The following is a 16,187-nucleotide window of genomic DNA, read 5'->3' as shown; positions in this document are numbered from 1 at the left end:
CACCCGTCCGGAGGCCGCCCCGGCCCACCCGCGGCCGGCGGCCCTTCGGCCGGCGGCCGGCCCCAGCCCGCCCCGAAGCCGCCCCGAAGCCGCCCCGGCCTGCCGGAACGCCGAAAATCCGTTGCCCGCCCCGACCCCGCCGGGGCAGGCTGCGGCGCATGCCGAAGCCGCAGGGATTCTCGTACGAACGCCACCGCGACCACTCCGTCGTCATCACCCACCAGGGCCGCACCGCCGCCACCCTGCGCGGGAGCCGCGCGGAGAAGTTCCTGACCGAGGTGGAGTCCGGCGACGCGCAGCTGGTCATGGCCCGCTGGACCGGCGCGTACAAGTTCGGCAACGAGCGCATGGCGAAGAACCACCCCCGCAACCGGCGCTGAAATCCGTCGCGAGGGTAAGGGAACGGCAAAGCACCTCCGGTCGTTCTCCGGGCATGACCGCTATGACCCCTGGATCCAACCTGCCGCTCAATGCCGTCCGTGTGACGGTGGACGTGGCTGCGCCGGTACGGCTCGACGTGTCCGGACTGCTCCTGACGGCGGACGGCAAGGTGCGCTCCGACGCCGACTTCATCTTCTACAACCAGCCCTCCGGGCCCGGTATCAGCTACCGGTCGGGCGGTGGCGCGGCGCCGGACTCGATCACCGTGGACACCTCCGCGCTGCCCCCCGGGATCGAGCGCATCGTGGTCACGGCCAGCCCGGACGCCGCCGGTCAGAGCTTCCAGGGCGTCGAGCCCACCGCCACCGTGCGCAATGCGGACGGCGGAGCGGTGATCGCCAGCTTCACCCCGCCGCAGCTCGGCTCCGAGACGGCGCTCGTGGTCGTCGAGGTCTACCAGCGCGGCGGCGTGTGGAAGGTCCGCGCGGTCGGCCAGGGGTATGCGAACGGCCTCGCCGGCATCGCCACCGACTTCGGCGTCTCCGTGGAGGAGGAGCCGGCCGCCGCGCCGGCCGCCCCCGCCCCCGTCGCCCCGGCCGCGCCCCCGGCCGCACCCCCGGCCCCGCCGGCCTCCTACCCGCCCTCCCCCTGGCTCGGCGGTACGACGCCCACGACTCCCAGCGCCCCGGTTCCGCCCGCGCCGCCCGCGGCCCCGGCGCCGGCCGCGGCTGCGGCCGGCGCCGGAAAGATCAACCTGGACAAGGGCCGGGTCAGCCTCCAGAAGAACCAGACCGTCTCCCTGGTCAAGGGCGGCCGCCCGCTGCTCTCGCAGGTCAAGATGGGCCTCGGCTGGGAGCCCGCGTTCCGCGGCCGGGACATCGACCTCGACGCCTCCGTCATCGTGTACGGCCCCCAGCGCAACCACATCGACAGCTGCTACTTCGGCAAGCTGTCGATCCTGAACGGCGCCATCAAGCACTCGGGCGACAACCTGACGGGCGAGGGCGCGGGCGACGACGAGGTGATCGTCGTGGACCTCGGCCGGATCCCCGCCGACGCCACCGGCCTGGTGTTCACGGTCAACTCCTTCTCCGGCCAGAAGTTCACCGAGGTCGCCAAGGCCTACTGCCGTCTGATGGACGCCGCGAGCGGCGAGGAGCTGGTGCGCTTCGACCTGACCTCCGCCGAACCGCAGACCGGGGTCATGATGGCGAAGCTCATCAAGCAGTTCAGCGGTGAGTGGGAGATGACGGCCATGGGCGACTTTGTGAAGTCCCGCACAGTGCGCGGCATGGTCAAGCCGGCTTCGCAGGCTCTCTGAGCAGGTGGGCGGGCACGGGAAGCCGCCCGGCGCCACCCGGGCGGCTTGCCGGGTGATGGATGCCACGCGTAATCCGGAGGTGGCTGTCAGTGCCCGCCCGTAGCCTTGAACTCATGCACGAGTCAGTCATCCCCACAGGGCCCGCCCGCCCGTCCGCCGCGGAGGCGAACGAGGCGATACGGCACCTTGTCGAGAGCCGGGTGGACGACGAGTGGCCCTCGGAGGCGTATGAGTTCCTGCTCACCGAGTGGTCCGCGGCCTCCCACCCGGAGGTCTCCGCGGCCCCGTAGGCGCGGGGCCGCGGGGCGCGCCGCGTGGTCGCGCCCGCTGCCCCACGCCCGCCGCCGCTGTCGCCTCCGCTGCCGCGTCAGTGAGCGCGCCGCCACGGCCCGGTGATGGCCAGCATGATGCCCGGGTCCTGGATGTTGGCGTACAGCGTGCGCCCGTCGGGGGAGAAGCAGGCGCCGGTGAACTCGGAGTACTCCGGCTCCTCGGCCGACCCGATGTTCAGCTCGTTGCGGGCCAGCGGATAGGTGCGGCCCGATTCGGTCGCGCCGAACAGGTGCTGCAGGCCCGAGCCGTCCTCGGCGATGACCAGGCCCCCGTACGGCGACACGGTGATGTTGTCCGGGCCGTCGTAGCCGCCGTCCGCCGACGGGTCCGCGTTGACCCCGATCAGGACGGTCAGCCGGATCGTGCGCCGCTTGGGGTTGTAGAACCACACCTGGCCGTCGTGCGCCGCCCCCGGGCTCTCCTCCCGGGCGTAGGAGGACACGAAGTACGCGCCGCCGTCGGCCCACCACATGCCCTCGAGCTTGCGCCCCCGCGTCACGACGCCGTCGGCGAACTGCTTGCGCACCGGCACGGTCCGCGCGTCGCGGTCCGGTACGTCCACCCAGTCGACCCCGTAGACGGTGCCGATCTTCGTGGCGCGCGAGAGGTCGTCGACGAACCGGCCCGAGCTGTCGATGCACTTGGCGGCCTGGAGCACGCCCGCGTCGGCCGCCAGCGTACGCAGCCTGCCGCGCCCGTGGTGGAAGCCGCGGGGCGGGGTCCAGCGGTAGAGCAGCCCGTTGGGGCCGGAGGCGTCCTCGGTCAGGTAGGCGTGGCCCTGCCGCGGGTCGATGACCACGGCCTCGTGGTCGTACCGCCCGAAGGCCTTGACGGGCTTCGGGTCGCGGTTGGCACGGCGGTCGTGCGGATCGACCTCGAAGACGTAGCCGTGGTCCTTGGTCATGCCGTTCTTGCCCGCGAGGTCGGAGTTCTCCTCGCAGGTGAGCCAGGTGCCCCAGGGGGTGGAGCCGCCCGCGCAGTTGGTCGACGTACCGGCGATGCCCACCCATTCGGCGACCTCGCCGCCGCGGCGGACCTCGACGACCGTGCACCCGCCGGCCGCGGCCGGGTCGTAGACGAGGCCCTCGGCGAGCGGAACGGGGCGGGCCCAGTTGTTCCGGCTCCCCTTGAGCTCGTGGTTGTTGACGAGGAGGGTGACCCCGCGGCGGCCCTCGAAGGCGGCCGTGCCGTCGTGGTTGGACGGGGTGCTCTCGCCCGACTCCAGGGTGGTGACCCCGCTGTGCGTGATCACGCGGTACGTGAAGCCGGCGGGGAGGGCGAGGATGCCGGCCGGGTCGGGGAGCAGCGGCCCGTAGCCCGGCTCACAGGGCCGTCCGTGCTCGTCGCGGGCCGTGCTGTCGTCGGCTGCCAGGGCGCCCGGGGCGGTGGCGAGTGCGCCGACCGTCCCGGTGAGCGCGACGCCGGCGCCGGCGAGGACGGTGCGGGCGGTGAAGTCTCTGCGGCTGAGCGGCATCGGGTCTCCAGGGGTGGGGAGTGGTGCGCCTGTCGTGCAGTCGTCGGCGCACACGCTCCCGCCCGCACGTGAACGGCGGCTGAACTACCCGATAAGCGCGAGAGACCCCTTGCCCGGAGTGGGAATGGCCAACTCCGGGTCGGGAAATGACGCATTGTCATCGCTCGGCCCCGGCATCCCGCCCGTCACCCGGGCCCCCGGGGCCTCGCTCCCGGGCGGTGCTCAGGACCGCCGCGAGCGCGCCTTGAACGCGGCCTTGCGGGCCTCCTTCGCCGCCTTCTTGTCCGGGTGCAGCCGTCCCATCGCCTCCAGGACGTGGACGGTCGCCGGGTGTTCCACCCGCCACACCTGCTCGAAGAACCCGGCGTGATGGGCGGTCAGGGTCTCCATCAGCAGCGGCAGCTCCTCGGTCTCGCCGTCGGCGGCGAGCTGCGCCGCGATCGTGTCGACCGTCAGCCAGAAGACCATCGTCGCGTCCGGCGCCGGTACGTCGGCCACCCCGCGCTCGGCCAGCCACACCCGGGCGAGCCCGCCCAGCTCCCCGTCGTCGAGCACGGCGCGGACCGCGGGCTCGGCCTCCGGCCCGGCCGGAGCGAGGGCCTGCTGGCAGCGCAGCCGGCGCAGCGGGCCGTCCTCGTCGTCACCGCGGGCGGCGGCCAGCAGTTCGGCGACGGCCGCGGGCACTTCACGGCCCTCCAGCCAGGCCTCGATCTCGGCCTGGGCGGCGCTCTCGGGGTAGTGGGAGACCGCGTCGAGCAGGGCGTCCGCGCCCTTGGCGGCCAGTTCGCCCACGGCGGGCGCCTCGACCCCGGCCTCCAGCAGCCGGGCGCGGATCCCGTACAGGCCGAGCGGGGTCAGGCGGACCATCCCGTAGCGGGAGACGTCCTCGTCGTCGGCGACGGCACCGGCGATCTGCTCGTCGTCCGCCTCCGCCATCAGCTCCTCGTCGACGGGCCGGAACTCGACCAGCCCGATGGGCTCCAGCTGCCGGAACTGGTCGTCGAGGCGCATCATCGCGTCCGAGACCTGCTCCAGCACGGCGTCGGTCGGCTCGCCCATGTCCTCGGGCACCACCATGGAGGCGGCGAGCACGGGCAGCGGAACCGGCCGGTCCGCGGCCCCGCCCTCGCTGACGGTGAGCAGGTAGAGGTTGGCGAGGACCTCGTCCAGGAAGTCCGCCTCGCGCCGCGGGTTCCAGTCCAGCTGGTCGAAGTCGATGTCCCCGCCCGCGTCCAGGGCGTCGACGAGGTCGTCCAGGTCGGGCACGGCCGCGTCGGCCAGCACGGTGTCCAGGGCAGCCAGCCACAGGTCGAGCACCTCGCCGGGCGCCCCGCCGGTCACCAGCGCGAGGTCCTCCCCGGGCGCGGCGGTGCCGAACTGCGCCCCCTCCGCCCCGTCCGCGCCGGACGCGCCGGACGCCCCGTCCGCCGCGCCGCCGCCCGCGAGGCCGTCCTCCTCCGGCTCGGTCACGTCCACCAGGCCGGTGTCCACGGCAACCCGCCAGGCCTGGCTCGCGTACACCACGGAGTCCGCGTCGGCCGTGTCGAGGCCGAGCGCCGCGGCGGCCTCGGGGAGCTGGTCGGCGACGAGTTCGCCGCCGGTGTCCACGCGGGTGCCGGGGCCGGCCCAGCGCGCCAGGCGTACCGCTCGGGCGAACAGCGGGGCGACGAGGGCGTCGCGGGCGAGCTCCGCATCGGAGTGCAGCCGTACCGGCGGCAGCGTGGAGTGCGGCTCAGCGGACATGGGGCGGTTCTCCTCGCGGATCGCGGACTCGGTGGGGCGGGGTGGTGCGGGCGGGGTGGTGCGGGTGGGGCGGAGCGGGTGGTCTTGGCCACACCCGCCGGTCGAGCGGGTGGAGCCGGACGGCATGGGGCAAGGCCGTGAAGGCCGGTCGGCGCACCGCCCGACCGCCCTGCCCGGCGCCCCAGCGTAGACGCATTTCGGGCGGCTCCGGCGGGCCATCCCCTTTGGTTCATCCCACAGTCAGCTGCCGTCTTCCCTGGAGCCCTTGACAACTTTGCTGGCCACACAGGAAATTGACGCGCGTAGATGTTTCGGGAGCCGCAAACCTCCCGCAGACGTCCTGCCGCAGTCCCTGCGCCCCATCCCTGCCGTCTCCCTCATCCCACACCGGAGTTCCCGCCCATGCGCTCCTCGCATCCCCGTTCCGCCGCCGTCGCGGCCCTCGTCGCCACCGCCCTGGCCACCGGCCTGCTGGCGGGCTCCGCCGGCGCGGCCGAAGGCTCCGCGGCCGACGGTCCGGTACGCATTCACGACATCCAGGGCACCACCCGGATATCCCCCCTCGCCGGCAAGCAGGTCGCCGACGTCGAGGGCATCGTGACGGGCGTGCGGACATACGGTTCGCGCGGCTTCTGGATCCAGGACCCGGACGCCGACGACAACGAGGCGACCAGTGAAGGCGTGTTCGTCTTCACCAACGCGGTCCCCACCGTCGCCGTGGGCGACGCGGTCAAGGTCTCCGGCCTGGTCGGCGAGTACGTCCCCGGCGGCACCGGCTCGGGCAACCAGTCGGTGACCCAGATATCCAAGCCGGTCGTGACGGTCGTCTCCGCGGGCAACGCACTGCCCGAGGCCGCCGCGATCAACGAGTACTCGGTGCCCGCCGAGTACGCCCCCGCCGGCGACCCGGCCGCCGCCGGCAGCATCAACGGCCTGGCCCTGGATCCCTCGCGCTACGCCCTGGACTACTACGAGTCCCTCGAGGGCATGAACGTCAAGATCGGCACCTCCCGCGTGGTCGGCGCCACCGACCCGTACTCCGAGCTGTGGGTCAGCGTGAAGGGCTGGGAGAACCCCACCAAGCGCGGCGGCACGCTCTACGGCTCCTACGAGTCCCAGAACACCGGCCGCCTGCAGATCCAGCAGCTCGCGCCCATCGCACAGCAGCCCTTCCCGGTGGCCAACGTCGGCGACAAGCTGACCGGCACCACCGAGGGCCCGCTGGACTTCAACCAGTTCGGCGGCTACACCCTGGTGGCGCGCACCCTCGGCACCGTCAAGGCGGGCACCCTCGCCCCCGAGAAGACCAAGGCGCAGGCCGACCACGAGCTCGCGGTGGCCACGTACAACGTCGAGAACCTCGACCCGACCGACCCGCAGGAGAAGTTCGACGCCCTCGCCCGGGCGGTCGTCGAGAACCTGGCCTCCCCCGACATCCTCGCCCTGGAGGAGATCCAGGACGACAACGGCGCCAAGAACGACGGCACCGTCTCCGCCGAGCAGACGCTGACGAAGTTCGCGGCGGCGATCACGGCGGCGGGCGGCCCGGCCTACCAGTGGCGGACCGTCAACCCGGAGGACAAGAAGGACGGCGGCGAGCCCGGCGGCAACATCCGCCAGGTGCTCCTCTTCAACCCGGCGCGGGTCTCCTTCACCGAGCGCGCCCCGGGTGACGCGGTGACGGCGACCGGCGTGGTCAAGGAGAACGGCAAGGCCGCCCTGACCCACTCCCCCGGCCGCGTCGACCCGGCGAACCCGGCGTGGGCCGACAGCCGCAAGCCCCTGGCGGGCGAGTTCACCTTCCGCGGCAAGACCGTCTTCGTGATCGCCAACCACTTCGGCTCCAAGGGCGGCGACGAGGGCCTGACCTCGCACCACCAGCCGCCGGTGCGCTCCTCGGAGGCCAAGCGGCTGCTCCAGGCGCAGGCCGTCAACGGCTTCGTCAAGGAGATCCTCGCGGCGGACAAGAACGCCAACGTGCTGGTCCTCGGCGACATCAACGACTTCGAGTTCTCGGCGACGACGGACGCGCTGGCCGACGGCGGGGCGCTGTACCCGGCCATCAAGTCGCTGCCGAAGTCGGAGCGCTACTCGTACGTCTTCCAGGGCAACGCCCAGGTGCTGGACCAGATCCTGACCAGCCCGGCGATCAAGAAGTTCACGTACGACAGCGTGCACATCAACGCGGAGTTCGCGGCCCAGAACAGCGACCACGACCCGCAGGTGCTGCGCTTCAAGCCGTAGCCCCCACGACCGCAGAGGGCCCGGACGCCGTCCCGTCCGGGCCCTCTGCCATGCGCGCGCGGCCGTGCGGGCCGCACGCCGCGACTCGAGCGCGGGGGGCCGTTGCCGGACAAGTAGGGGACTTTCGACCCTGGCGTGATGCTCGCCACATCCCTACCGAATCGCCCGCCCGTGGTGTTGAGTGTCCACACGCCCGATCTTGTACCGCCTTGTACCCCACCCCCGGAGGACCGCGTGTTCCCCTCCATCTCCCTCGCCCAGGAAATCGGCCTCGCCGTCCTGTTCGCGGCCGCCCTCGTCTGGGTGGTCGGCCTCGGCCACATGCTGTGGGACAGCCGCTTCCACCACCCGGAGCCGGCCGCCTTCGAGGGCCTCCCGGTGATCCCGGCCCAGCGCAGTTCGGCCTCGCACCCGCTGGAGTCGGTGGCGCTGACCGAGGCGGAGCAGCAGGCCTTCGCGGGCCTGATCCGCACGCTCCCGCCGCGCTGACCGCGACCGCGAAGACGCCAAGACGCCCTCCACCCCCGGCCGGGGGTGGAGGGCGTCTTGGCGTACCGGCCCGGTGCGGGTCAGTTGTGGCTGTGCAGGACCTCGTTCAGGCCGCCCCAGGCCGCCTTGTAGGGGCGGGCCTCGACGGCGCCGGTGACCGAATTGCGGCGGAAGAGGATGTTGCTGGCGCCGGAGAGCTCCAGGGCCTTGACGATCTGGCCGTCCGGGAGGGTGACGCGGGTGCCCGCGGTCACGTAGAGGCCGGCCTCGACGACGCACTCGTCGCCCAGCGCGATGCCCACGCCCGCCTCGGCGCCGATCAGGGTGCGCTCGCCGATCGAGATGATCTGCTTGCCGCCGCCCGAGAGGGTGCCCATCGTGGAGGCGCCGCCGCCGATGTCGGACCCGTCGCCGACCACGACGCCCGCGGAGATGCGGCCCTCGACCATGGAGGTGCCCAGGGTGCCGGCGTTGAAGTTGACGAAGCCCTCGTGCATGACGGTGGTGCCCTCGGCGAGGTGCGCGCCGAGGCGGACGCGGTCCGCGTCGGCGATGCGCACGCCCTTGGGGGCGACGTAGTCCGTCATCCGCGGGAACTTGTCGATCGAGGTGACCTGGAGGTGCAGGCCCTCGGCGCGGGCGTTGAGGCGGACGGTCTCGACCTGGTCGACGGCGACCGGGCCCAGCGAGGTCCAGGCCACGTTGGCCAGCAGGCCGAAGACCCCGTCGAGGTTCTGGCCGTGCGGCTTGACCAGGCGGTGGCTGAGCAGGTGCAGGCGCAGGTACGCGTCGTGGGCGTCCAGCGGCTTGTCCTCCAGGGAGGAGATCACCGTACGGACGGCCACGACCTCGACTCCGCGGACCGCGTCCTGGCGGATCGCCTTCGCCGCGGCGGCGCCCAGCAGCTCCACGGCCTGGTCGGCGGTGAGGCGCTCGGTGCCGGCCGGGCCGGGGTCGGCGACCAGCTCGGGGGCGGGGAACCAGGTGTCGAGGACGGTGCCGTCAGCGGTGAGGGTGGCAAGTCCGGCGGCGACGGCGCCGGTGGTACGCGTAGCAGTCATGCCAGAAACCTAACCGGCGACCGCCCGAGGGTGCGAACCGGTCTCATGTGCCGGTCTCACCGCGTGTCGGCCCTCGTGTCGGCCAGCGGGTCGGCCTGCGGGGCGGCCCGCCCACAGCACCGCCCCGCCCGCCCCCGCCGCGAGCACCGCGCACAGCGGCCACAGCAGGCCCGGTGCGGTGACGTACAGGGCCCCGCCCAGCGGCCCGGCGAGCACCACGCCGCTGACGGAGACGCCCGCGTACAGGCTCTGGAACCGGCCGACGGCGTGCTCGGGCGACTCGTCCGCCACGTACGCGGTGGCCGTGGTCTTGTAGAGGATCTCCCCGAGCGTGAGCAGCACCATCATCGCGACGGCGGACGCGGCACCCACGCCGAGCATGAGCACCGCGTAGCCGCCGCCCACCAGCACCAGCCCGGTGCCGACGAGGTGCAGCGGGGAGCGCCGGCGCAGGGCGAGGGCGGCGGGGATCTCCAGGAGCAGGATGACACCGCCGTTGATCGCGATGAGGAATCCGTACGCGCGGGTGTCCAGGCCGTGCTCGGCCAGGGAGACCGGGAAGGTCGTGTAGTGCTGCCGGTAGACGATGTCGGCGACGGCGATCGCGCCGAGCAGGACGAGTACGGCGGGCCGCGCGCGCAGCTCCCGCCACAGCCCTCCGCGGCCCAGACCCCCGTCCGGGGCCGCGGAGGGGGCTGTGGCCGCCCGGGGCGGGACGACCCGGGCGGTCCAGAGGGCGAGGAAGAGCGTGCCGAGGCCTTCCGCGACGAAGAGCCAGTCGTACGAGAACCCGGTGGCGACCAGGGCCCCGAGCGGAGTGCCCAGCGTGAAGCCGCCGTTGGACAGGCAGCGGGTGACGGCGAAGGCCTGGCGCCGGGATCCGTCGGGCACGGTGACGGCGACCAGCGCGGAGTTGGCGGCCCGGACCACGCCCGCGGCGTACTGGGCGGCCGGCAGGGCCCCGTACAGCAGTGCGGTGGACAGCGCGGGCAGCGCCATGAGGACGACTCCGCCCAGGGTGGATGCGGCGAGCAGCACCCTGCGGTGGCCGAAGCGGTCCCCGTACCAGCCGCCGGTGAAGTTCCCCGCGACCAGGCCGACTCCGCCGATGCCGACGGCCAGTCCCGCCTGTGCGGCCCCGAGTCCGCGCGGCCCGGTCAGCCAGACGAAGACGAAGACGAAGGTGCAGCTGACGACGGCGTTGACGAAGACCCCCGCGGCCAGCAGCCACACCGTCCTCGGTACGTCCTTGAACCCCTGCAGCACACCCGTGTCCCCCGCGTCCCCGAGTAAGTTTCTTTTGGGAACGGACTATGTCAGCATGACAGCCTTGGGTCAACGGACAAAGGAGTGCCCATGGCCCAGCGCACGCACCTCGGCGACGCGGACTGCTCCATCGCCCAGGCCCTCGACGTGGTGGGCGACTGGTGGACGCTGCTGATCGTGCGCGACGCCGCGCGCGGCCTGCACCGCTTCGACGAGCTCCAGCGCGAGCTGGGGATGTCCCGCAAGGTGCTGGCCGAGCGGCTGAAGCTGCTGGTCGAGGCCGGGGTGCTGACGCGCGAGCCGTACCGGGAGCGTCCGGTGCGGCACGAGTACCGGCTGACCCCGCGCGGACGGGGGTTGCTGCCGGTGCTGGTGGCCCTCCAGGACTGGGGGGACAGCTGGATCCTGGGAGAGGGAGAGATGACGGCGACGACGGCCGAGGCCTCGCGGGAGGCGGAACGCGTCCACGCGCTGCGCGGCACCCGGCTGCCGGAGCTGCTGCTGCCGGACCGCTTCGGCGAGCTGCGCGACCCGGTGGCCGAGACCGCGTCCACGGTCCTGTACTGCTTTCCGGGCGCGTACGCCCGCGCCGAGTCCTATCCGCCGGGCTGGGCCGGGATCCCGGGCGCCAAGGGCTGCACCTTCGAGTCGTGCACCTACCGCGACCAGCTCGCGGAGTTCACCGCGGCGGGCGCCACCGTGCACGGGGTGTCGACCCAGCGCCCGGACGAGCAGCGGGAGTTCGCGGAGCAGGAGCGGCTGCGCTTCCCGCTCCTCTCGGACGCGGAGCTCGCCCTGACGGCGGCGCTGCGGCTGCCGACGTTCCGCGCGGCGGGCGTGACCCGGCTCAAGCGGCTGACCCTGGTCCTCGACCGGGACCGCACGGTGCGCGAGGTCTTCTACCCGGTCCAGGACATCGAGGCGAGCGTCCGGGCGGCCCTGGCCGCGGCCCGCTCCGTCGGCGAGGCCGGGGAGTCCGCCGCGGCAGCCGGAACGGCCGGGCCGGCCGCCTAGGCCCGCCGCAGCACCCGGCCCAGGACCTCGCGCGCGTACGGCTCGTCGTACGGCACGTCCGTCAGCAGCACCTGGAGGCTCATCCCGTCCATGACCGCGACCAGCGCGCGGGCCGTCGCCGGATCCGTGCGCGGGGTCAGGGCCGCCGCCATGGCCTCGCACCACTCGGCCGCCACCGGCCTCAGCGCCGGGCGCCGCAGGGCCGCGAGGTAGAGCTCGTACTCCAGCTCCACCCGCGCCCGGTCCACCGCGAGGAACTCCCCCAGCAGGCGGGCCAGCGCACCCGCGAGGTCCGCCTCCGGGTCGGCCAGCGCGGGCGAGTCCGCCACCGCCCGCGCGAAGCCCTCGTTGGCCTGCCGCAGGGCGGCGACCAGCAGATCGTCCAGGGTTTTGAAGTGGTAGGTGGTCGACCCGAGCGGTACGTCCGCCTCCGCGGCCGCGCTGCGGTGGCTCAGGCCCGCGATGCCCTTGGCCGCCACCACGCGGATCGCCGCGTCGATGATCCGCTGCCGCCGCCCGGGGTCGTACCGGCGCGCGCCGGGGGCCATCAGTGCGCCCCGCCGAGATTGAGCAGCACCACGCCGGCGATCACCAGCGCGATCCCGGCGATCTTCGCCGCGGTGGCCGCCTCCCCCAGGAACACCATCCCGATGGCGGCGATCGCGGCGGTCCCCACCCCGGCCCAGATCGCGTACGCCGTGCCCACCGACATCGTCTTCAGCGTCTGCGCGAGCAGGGTGAACGCGATGAGGTAGCCCAGCAGCGTGCCCAGCGAGGGCCACAGCTTGGTGAAGCCGTCGCTGTACTTCATGGCGGTGGTCCCGGCGACCTCGGCGGCGATGGCCGCGGCAAGCAGTACATAGGGCATGTGTACAAGAGTACACATCGATGCGTACGACCGTACACAAGAAGCCCCGCCGCCTCTCCCGGGACTCCTGCCGCCCCCGGCGCTACCCTGTCCGCCTCCGGCGACTGGGGGCTCCCGCATGGCGCAGCACTGGACCCACCGGGGCGGCGGCTGGCTGCCCCCTCGCTCGCCGCGGCCCGGTGTGGTGCCCCTGCGCCCGCTGGGGCGGCGGGACCTCCTCGGCGGGGTCCTCGCCCTCCTGTCCCGGTACGGCGCCCGGCTGCTCGGCGCCCTGCTCCTGGGGCTGCTGGGCGGGCTGCTGCCGGTCGGAGCCGCGGCCGGGGCGGCGGCCCTGGCCTCCGCGACCCGTACCGGCGGAACCCGGGTGTTCGTCCACACCCTCGTCCCCGCCGCCGGGCTGTTCCTGCTCTACGCCGGTGCGCTGGCGACGGCCCTGGCCGCGGCGGTGCTCCGGCCCGCCCTGCTCGGCCGGCCGGTGACCGTCACCGGGCTGCTGCGGGCCGCCGTACCGCGGATCCCGGCGGTGCTGGGCACCCGGCTGCTGGCCCTGGCGGCGGCCGCCGGGCCGGGCGGGGCCGCGCTCGCGGCGGGCCTGCCGCCGCTCGCGCTGCTCCCCCTCGCGCCGGTCGCCCTCTGGCTGGGCGTGCTGTTCGCGCTGGCTCCCACGGCCGCCGGGTACGAGGGGCTCGGCCCGGCGGCGGCGCTGCGCCGCTCGGCCGCGCTGGTGCGCGGGGCCTGGTGGCGGACGTTCGCCGTCACGGCGCCGGCCGGGGTCCTCGCGCCGGTGGCCGCGTACGCCCTGTACGCGGGGTCCGGACCGCCGGGCGCGCTGCTCGCCGCGACCCTGCTGCTGCCCGTGCCCCGGCTGGCCGCCGGCCTGCTGTACGCGGACCGGCGGCTGCGCCGGGAGCACCGCGGCGGGGCCTTCGCGACGCGCCCCGGGGCCAGCCGGGGGTGAAGCAGGCCGCCCCGGTCAGCGGTCGGCGGGTCGGCCCGCTTGACCGGCGCGCGGCCCGCGACGCCGTCCCCCTGGTGGAGCGCGTACGGGTAGGAGTACTCGCCGCCCCTCTTGTCGGAGAAGCCCGGACAACGGTGAGGGCCCCCGGCACGACCGTGCCGGGGGCCCTCACACGCGGGTGATCAGACGTTGAAGCCGAGCGCGCGCAGCTGCTCGCGGCCGTCGTCCGTGATCTTGTCCGGGCCCCACGGGGGCATCCAGACCCAGTTGATGCGCAGTTCGTTGACGATGCCGTCCGTCGCCGACTTCGCCTGGTCCTCGATGACGTCCGTCAGCGGGCAGGCCGCCGAGGTCAGCGTCATGTCCAGAGTGGCGATGTTCGCGTCGTCGATGTGGATGCCGTAGATCAGGCCCAGGTTGACGACGTCGATGCCCAGCTCGGGGTCGACCACGTCGTAGAGGGCCTCGCGGACCTCTTCCTCGGTGGCCGGCTTGGTCGACGCCTCGGGCGTCGCGTTCTCGGTCATGCCGACTTCCTCTCCGCGTCGCCCAGTGCCTGGGCCGTCGCGTCCTTCCACGCCATCCAGCTCAGCAGAGCACATTTCACACGCGCCGGGTACTTGGAGACGCCGACGAACGCGACCGCGTCCTCCAGCACCTCCTCCATCTCCTCGGTCGGCTCCAGCTTGCCCTTGGACTGCATCAGCTCCAGGAACACGCCCTGGATCTTCTGCGCCTCGGCCAGCTGCTTGCCGACGAGCAGCTCGTTCAGCACGGACGCGCTGGCCTGGCTGATGGAGCAGCCCTGGCCCTCGTACGAGACGTCGGTGAGCGTCTCGCCGTCGTACTTCACGCGCAGCGTGATCTCGTCCCCGCACGTCGGGTTGACGTGGTGCACCTCGGCATCGCCGTCGCGCAGGCCACGCCCGTGCGGGTGCTTGTAGTGGTCCAGGATCAGTTCCTGGTACATCGAATCCAGCTTCACAGCGTCCTCGTCCTCGTCGCCCTGGCTCAGCCGAAGAAGTTCCGTACGTGCTCCAGCCCGTCGACCAGTGCGTCGACCTCGGCCGGAGAGGAGTACAGATAGAAAGACGCCCGGGTGGTCGCCGGAATTCCGTACCGCAGGCAGACCGGGCGCGCGCAGTGGTGTCCCACGCGGACCGCGATGCCCTGCTCGTCCAGCACCTGGCCGACGTCGTGCGGGTGGATGTCGCCGAGTACGAAGGAGATCGCCGCGCCGCGGTCCTCGGCCGTGGTGGGGCCGATGATCCGCAGGTCGGGCACCTCCGCGAGGCGCTTGATCGCGTACTCGGTGATCGCGTGCTCGTGCGCGGCGATCTTGTCCATGCCGATCGCGGTCAGGTAGTCCACGGCCGCGCCGAGGCCGACGGCCTGGGCGATCGGGGGCGTACCGGCCTCGAACTTGTGCGGCGCCGGGGCGTACGTCGAGGCGTGCATCGACACGGTCTCGATCATCTCGCCGCCGCCGAGGAACGGAGGCAGGTCCTCCAGCAGCTCCTGGCGGCCCCAGAGGACGCCGATGCCGGTCGGGCCGCACATCTTGTGGCCGGTGAAGGCCACGAAGTCGGCGCCGAGCTCCTGGACGTCCAGCGGCATGTGCGGAGCGGCCTGGGAGGCGTCGATCAGCACCAGGGCGCCGACGTCCTGGGCGCGCCGGACGATCGCCTCGACCGGGTTGACCGTGCCCATGATGTTGGAGACCAGCGTGAAGGAGACGATCTTCGTCTTCTCCGTGATGACCTCTTCGATGTTGGACAGGTCGAGCCGGCCGTCGTCGGTGAGGCCGAACCACTTCAGCTTCGCACCGGTGCGCTGCGAGAGCAGCTGCCACGGCACGATGTTGGAGTGGTGCTCCATCTCCGTGATGGCGATCTCGGTGTCGCGGTCGACCCGGTAGGGCTCGTCCGCCCAGCCGAGCATGTTCGCGACCAGGTTGAGCGACTCCGAGGCGTTCTTGGTGAAGATCACCTCGTCGCGGCTCGGCGCGTTGATGAAGGTGGCGACCTTGTCGCGGGCACCCTCGTACAGCGCCGTGGCCTCCTCGGCGAGCACGTGCACGCCGCGGTGGACGTTGGCGTTGTGCTGCTCGTAGTACTCGTTCAGCGCGTCGAGTACCTGGCGCGGCTTCTGCGAAGTCGCCGCGTTGTCCAGGTAAACGATCTTCTTCCCGTCGTGGACCACACGATCCAGCAGGGGGAAGTCCTTGCGGATCGCCTCGATGTCGAGGAGGCCAGGCAGCTGAGTCACGCGGTCGCGCCACCCTTCACGTACTTGTCGTAGCCCTCGGCCTCCAGCTGGTCGGCGAGCTCGGCACCGCCGGACTCGGCGATGCGGCCGTTCGCGAACACGTGCACGAAGTCGGGCTTGATGTAGCGCAGGATGCGCGTGTAGTGCGTGATCAGCAGGGTGCCGACCTCGCCGCCCTCGCGGACGCGGTTGACGCCCTCGGAGACGACCCGCAGCGCGTCGACGTCGAGGCCCGAGTCGGTCTCGTCGAGGATCGCGATCTTCGGCTTGAGGAGCTCCAGCTGCAGGATCTCGTGGCGCTTCTTCTCACCGCCGGAGAAGCCCTCGTTGACGTTGCGCTCGGCGAAGGCCGGGTCCATCTGGAGCTGCTCCATCGCGGCCTTGACCTCCTTCACCCAGGTACGCAGCTTGGGGGCCTCGCCGCGGATGGCGGTGGCGGAGGTGCGCAGGAAGTTGGAGACCGAGACGCCGGGGACCTCGACCGGGTACTGCATGGCGAGGAAGACGCCGGCGCGGGCGCGCTCGTCGACGGACATCTCCAGGACGTCCTCGCCGTCGAGGGTCACGGTGCCACCGGTGATGGTGTACTTCGGGTGACCGGCCAGCGAGTACGCCAGCGTGGACTTCCCGGAGCCGTTCGGACCCATGATGGCGTGCGTCTCACCCTGCTTGACGGTGAGGTCGACGCCCTTGAGGATCTCGCGGGCGCCGTTCTCGGCCTCGACGGAGACGTGCAGGTCGTGGATTTCAAGCGTTGCCATGGATAC

The 16,187-nt window shown here is 72.8% G+C and carries 17 protein-coding genes; 7 read left to right on the top strand and 10 right to left on the bottom strand.

Annotated elements, in window-relative coordinates:
• The first annotated feature begins 158 nt into the window (after positions 1-158).
• The 3 genes from AB0D66_RS15145 (at position 159) to AB0D66_RS15135 (ending at position 1,992) form a co-directional block, all read left to right on the top strand.
• On the top strand, positions 159-380 hold the full coding sequence (locus AB0D66_RS15145) for a hypothetical protein (RefSeq protein ID WP_362302200.1): 222 nt from the start codon (positions 159-161) through the stop codon (positions 378-380).
• A gap of 62 nt (positions 381-442) precedes the next feature.
• Positions 443-1,702 (top strand): TerD family protein, encoded by a 1,260-nt coding sequence (locus tag AB0D66_RS15140; protein WP_362302429.1) that lies wholly within the window; start codon positions 443-445, stop codon positions 1,700-1,702.
• A gap of 113 nt (positions 1,703-1,815) precedes the next feature.
• The gene (locus AB0D66_RS15135) at positions 1,816-1,992 is read left to right on the top strand and encodes a hypothetical protein (RefSeq protein ID WP_362302197.1); all 177 of its coding nucleotides are present in this window, start codon (positions 1,816-1,818) and stop codon (positions 1,990-1,992) included.
• Positions 1,993-2,069: 77 nt separating this feature from the next.
• Here the strand turns inward: AB0D66_RS15135 and AB0D66_RS15130 are convergent, their stop codons facing one another.
• Together AB0D66_RS15130 and AB0D66_RS15125 are read right to left on the bottom strand one after the other, a co-directional pair.
• Complete coding sequence (locus tag AB0D66_RS15130; protein ID WP_362302195.1) at positions 2,070-3,509, bottom strand: alkaline phosphatase PhoX; 1,440 nt, start codon at positions 3,507-3,509, stop codon at positions 2,070-2,072.
• Positions 3,510-3,731: 222 nt separating this feature from the next.
• Entirely contained in the window at positions 3,732-5,252 is a 1,521-nt protein-coding gene (locus AB0D66_RS15125; protein ID WP_362302192.1) for a hypothetical protein, read from the bottom strand.
• A gap of 402 nt (positions 5,253-5,654) precedes the next feature.
• On the opposite strand from AB0D66_RS15125, the gene AB0D66_RS15120 reads away from it, so the two are divergent.
• Both AB0D66_RS15120 and AB0D66_RS15115 read left to right on the top strand, forming a co-directional pair.
• Complete coding sequence (locus AB0D66_RS15120; protein WP_362302189.1) at positions 5,655-7,496, top strand: endonuclease/exonuclease/phosphatase family protein; 1,842 nt, start codon at positions 5,655-5,657, stop codon at positions 7,494-7,496.
• 234 nt (positions 7,497-7,730) lie between these two features.
• On the top strand, positions 7,731-7,985 hold the full coding sequence (locus AB0D66_RS15115; protein ID WP_362302186.1) for a hypothetical protein: 255 nt from the start codon (positions 7,731-7,733) through the stop codon (positions 7,983-7,985).
• Between the two features lie 80 nt (positions 7,986-8,065).
• Here the strand turns inward: AB0D66_RS15115 and dapD are convergent, their stop codons facing one another.
• Positions 8,066-9,046 (bottom strand): 2,3,4,5-tetrahydropyridine-2,6-dicarboxylate N-succinyltransferase, encoded by a 981-nt coding sequence (gene dapD, locus AB0D66_RS15110; RefSeq protein ID WP_362302183.1) that lies wholly within the window; start codon positions 9,044-9,046, stop codon positions 8,066-8,068.
• Positions 9,047-9,055: 9 nt separating this feature from the next.
• Positions 9,056-10,309, bottom strand: coding sequence for an MFS transporter (locus AB0D66_RS15105; RefSeq protein ID WP_362302426.1), 1,254 nt, complete (start codon positions 10,307-10,309; stop codon positions 9,056-9,058).
• A gap of 93 nt (positions 10,310-10,402) precedes the next feature.
• Between AB0D66_RS15105 and AB0D66_RS15100 the strand changes: the two genes are divergently transcribed.
• The gene (locus tag AB0D66_RS15100; protein WP_362302180.1) at positions 10,403-11,326 is read left to right on the top strand and encodes a winged helix-turn-helix transcriptional regulator; all 924 of its coding nucleotides are present in this window, start codon (positions 10,403-10,405) and stop codon (positions 11,324-11,326) included.
• Here the strand turns inward: AB0D66_RS15100 and AB0D66_RS15095 are convergent.
• Positions 11,323-11,874 carry a TetR family transcriptional regulator gene (locus AB0D66_RS15095; RefSeq protein WP_362302177.1) on the bottom strand — a complete coding sequence of 184 codons (552 nt, stop codon included), beginning with the start codon at positions 11,872-11,874 and terminating at the stop codon, positions 11,323-11,325. The genes AB0D66_RS15100 and AB0D66_RS15095 overlap by 4 nt on opposite strands.
• Complete coding sequence (locus AB0D66_RS15090; protein ID WP_362302174.1) at positions 11,874-12,194, bottom strand: multidrug efflux SMR transporter; 321 nt, start codon at positions 12,192-12,194, stop codon at positions 11,874-11,876. The genes AB0D66_RS15095 and AB0D66_RS15090 overlap by 1 nt, the downstream gene beginning before the upstream one ends.
• A gap of 118 nt (positions 12,195-12,312) precedes the next feature.
• Here AB0D66_RS15090 and AB0D66_RS15085 point away from each other — a divergent pair, with 118 nt between their 5' ends.
• Positions 12,313-13,152, top strand: coding sequence for a hypothetical protein (locus AB0D66_RS15085; protein ID WP_362302171.1), 840 nt, complete (start codon positions 12,313-12,315; stop codon positions 13,150-13,152).
• Between the two features lie 182 nt (positions 13,153-13,334).
• Here AB0D66_RS15085 and AB0D66_RS15080 read toward each other — a convergent pair whose 3' ends face one another.
• Genes AB0D66_RS15080 through sufC form a run of 4 tightly spaced genes read right to left on the bottom strand, consistent with a single transcriptional unit; the run spans position 13,335 to position 16,181 of the window.
• Entirely contained in the window at positions 13,335-13,679 is a 345-nt protein-coding gene (locus AB0D66_RS15080) for a metal-sulfur cluster assembly factor (protein ID WP_030027092.1), read from the bottom strand.
• Positions 13,676-14,137, bottom strand: a complete 462-nt coding sequence (sufU, locus tag AB0D66_RS15075; RefSeq protein ID WP_069919757.1) for a Fe-S cluster assembly sulfur transfer protein SufU — start codon at positions 14,135-14,137, stop codon at positions 13,676-13,678. The genes AB0D66_RS15080 and sufU overlap by 4 nt, the downstream gene beginning before the upstream one ends.
• Before the next feature lie 26 nt (positions 14,138-14,163).
• Positions 14,164-15,420 carry a cysteine desulfurase gene (locus tag AB0D66_RS15070; protein WP_362302166.1) on the bottom strand — a complete coding sequence of 419 codons (1,257 nt, stop codon included), beginning with the start codon at positions 15,418-15,420 and terminating at the stop codon, positions 14,164-14,166.
• Positions 15,417-16,181, bottom strand: a complete 765-nt coding sequence (sufC, locus tag AB0D66_RS15065; RefSeq protein WP_031148089.1) for a Fe-S cluster assembly ATPase SufC — start codon at positions 16,179-16,181, stop codon at positions 15,417-15,419. Before sufC ends, AB0D66_RS15070 begins: the two co-directional genes overlap by 4 nt.
• Between the last annotated feature and the right edge of the window lie 6 nt (positions 16,182-16,187).

This window comes from Streptomyces sp. NPDC048270 (genome assembly GCF_040652335.1).
In the GTDB taxonomy this organism is placed as follows: domain Bacteria; phylum Actinomycetota; class Actinomycetes; order Streptomycetales; family Streptomycetaceae; genus Streptomyces.
Note: the sequence above shows the minus strand (reverse complement) of the source record. Positions and strands in the feature narration are given on the sequence as shown.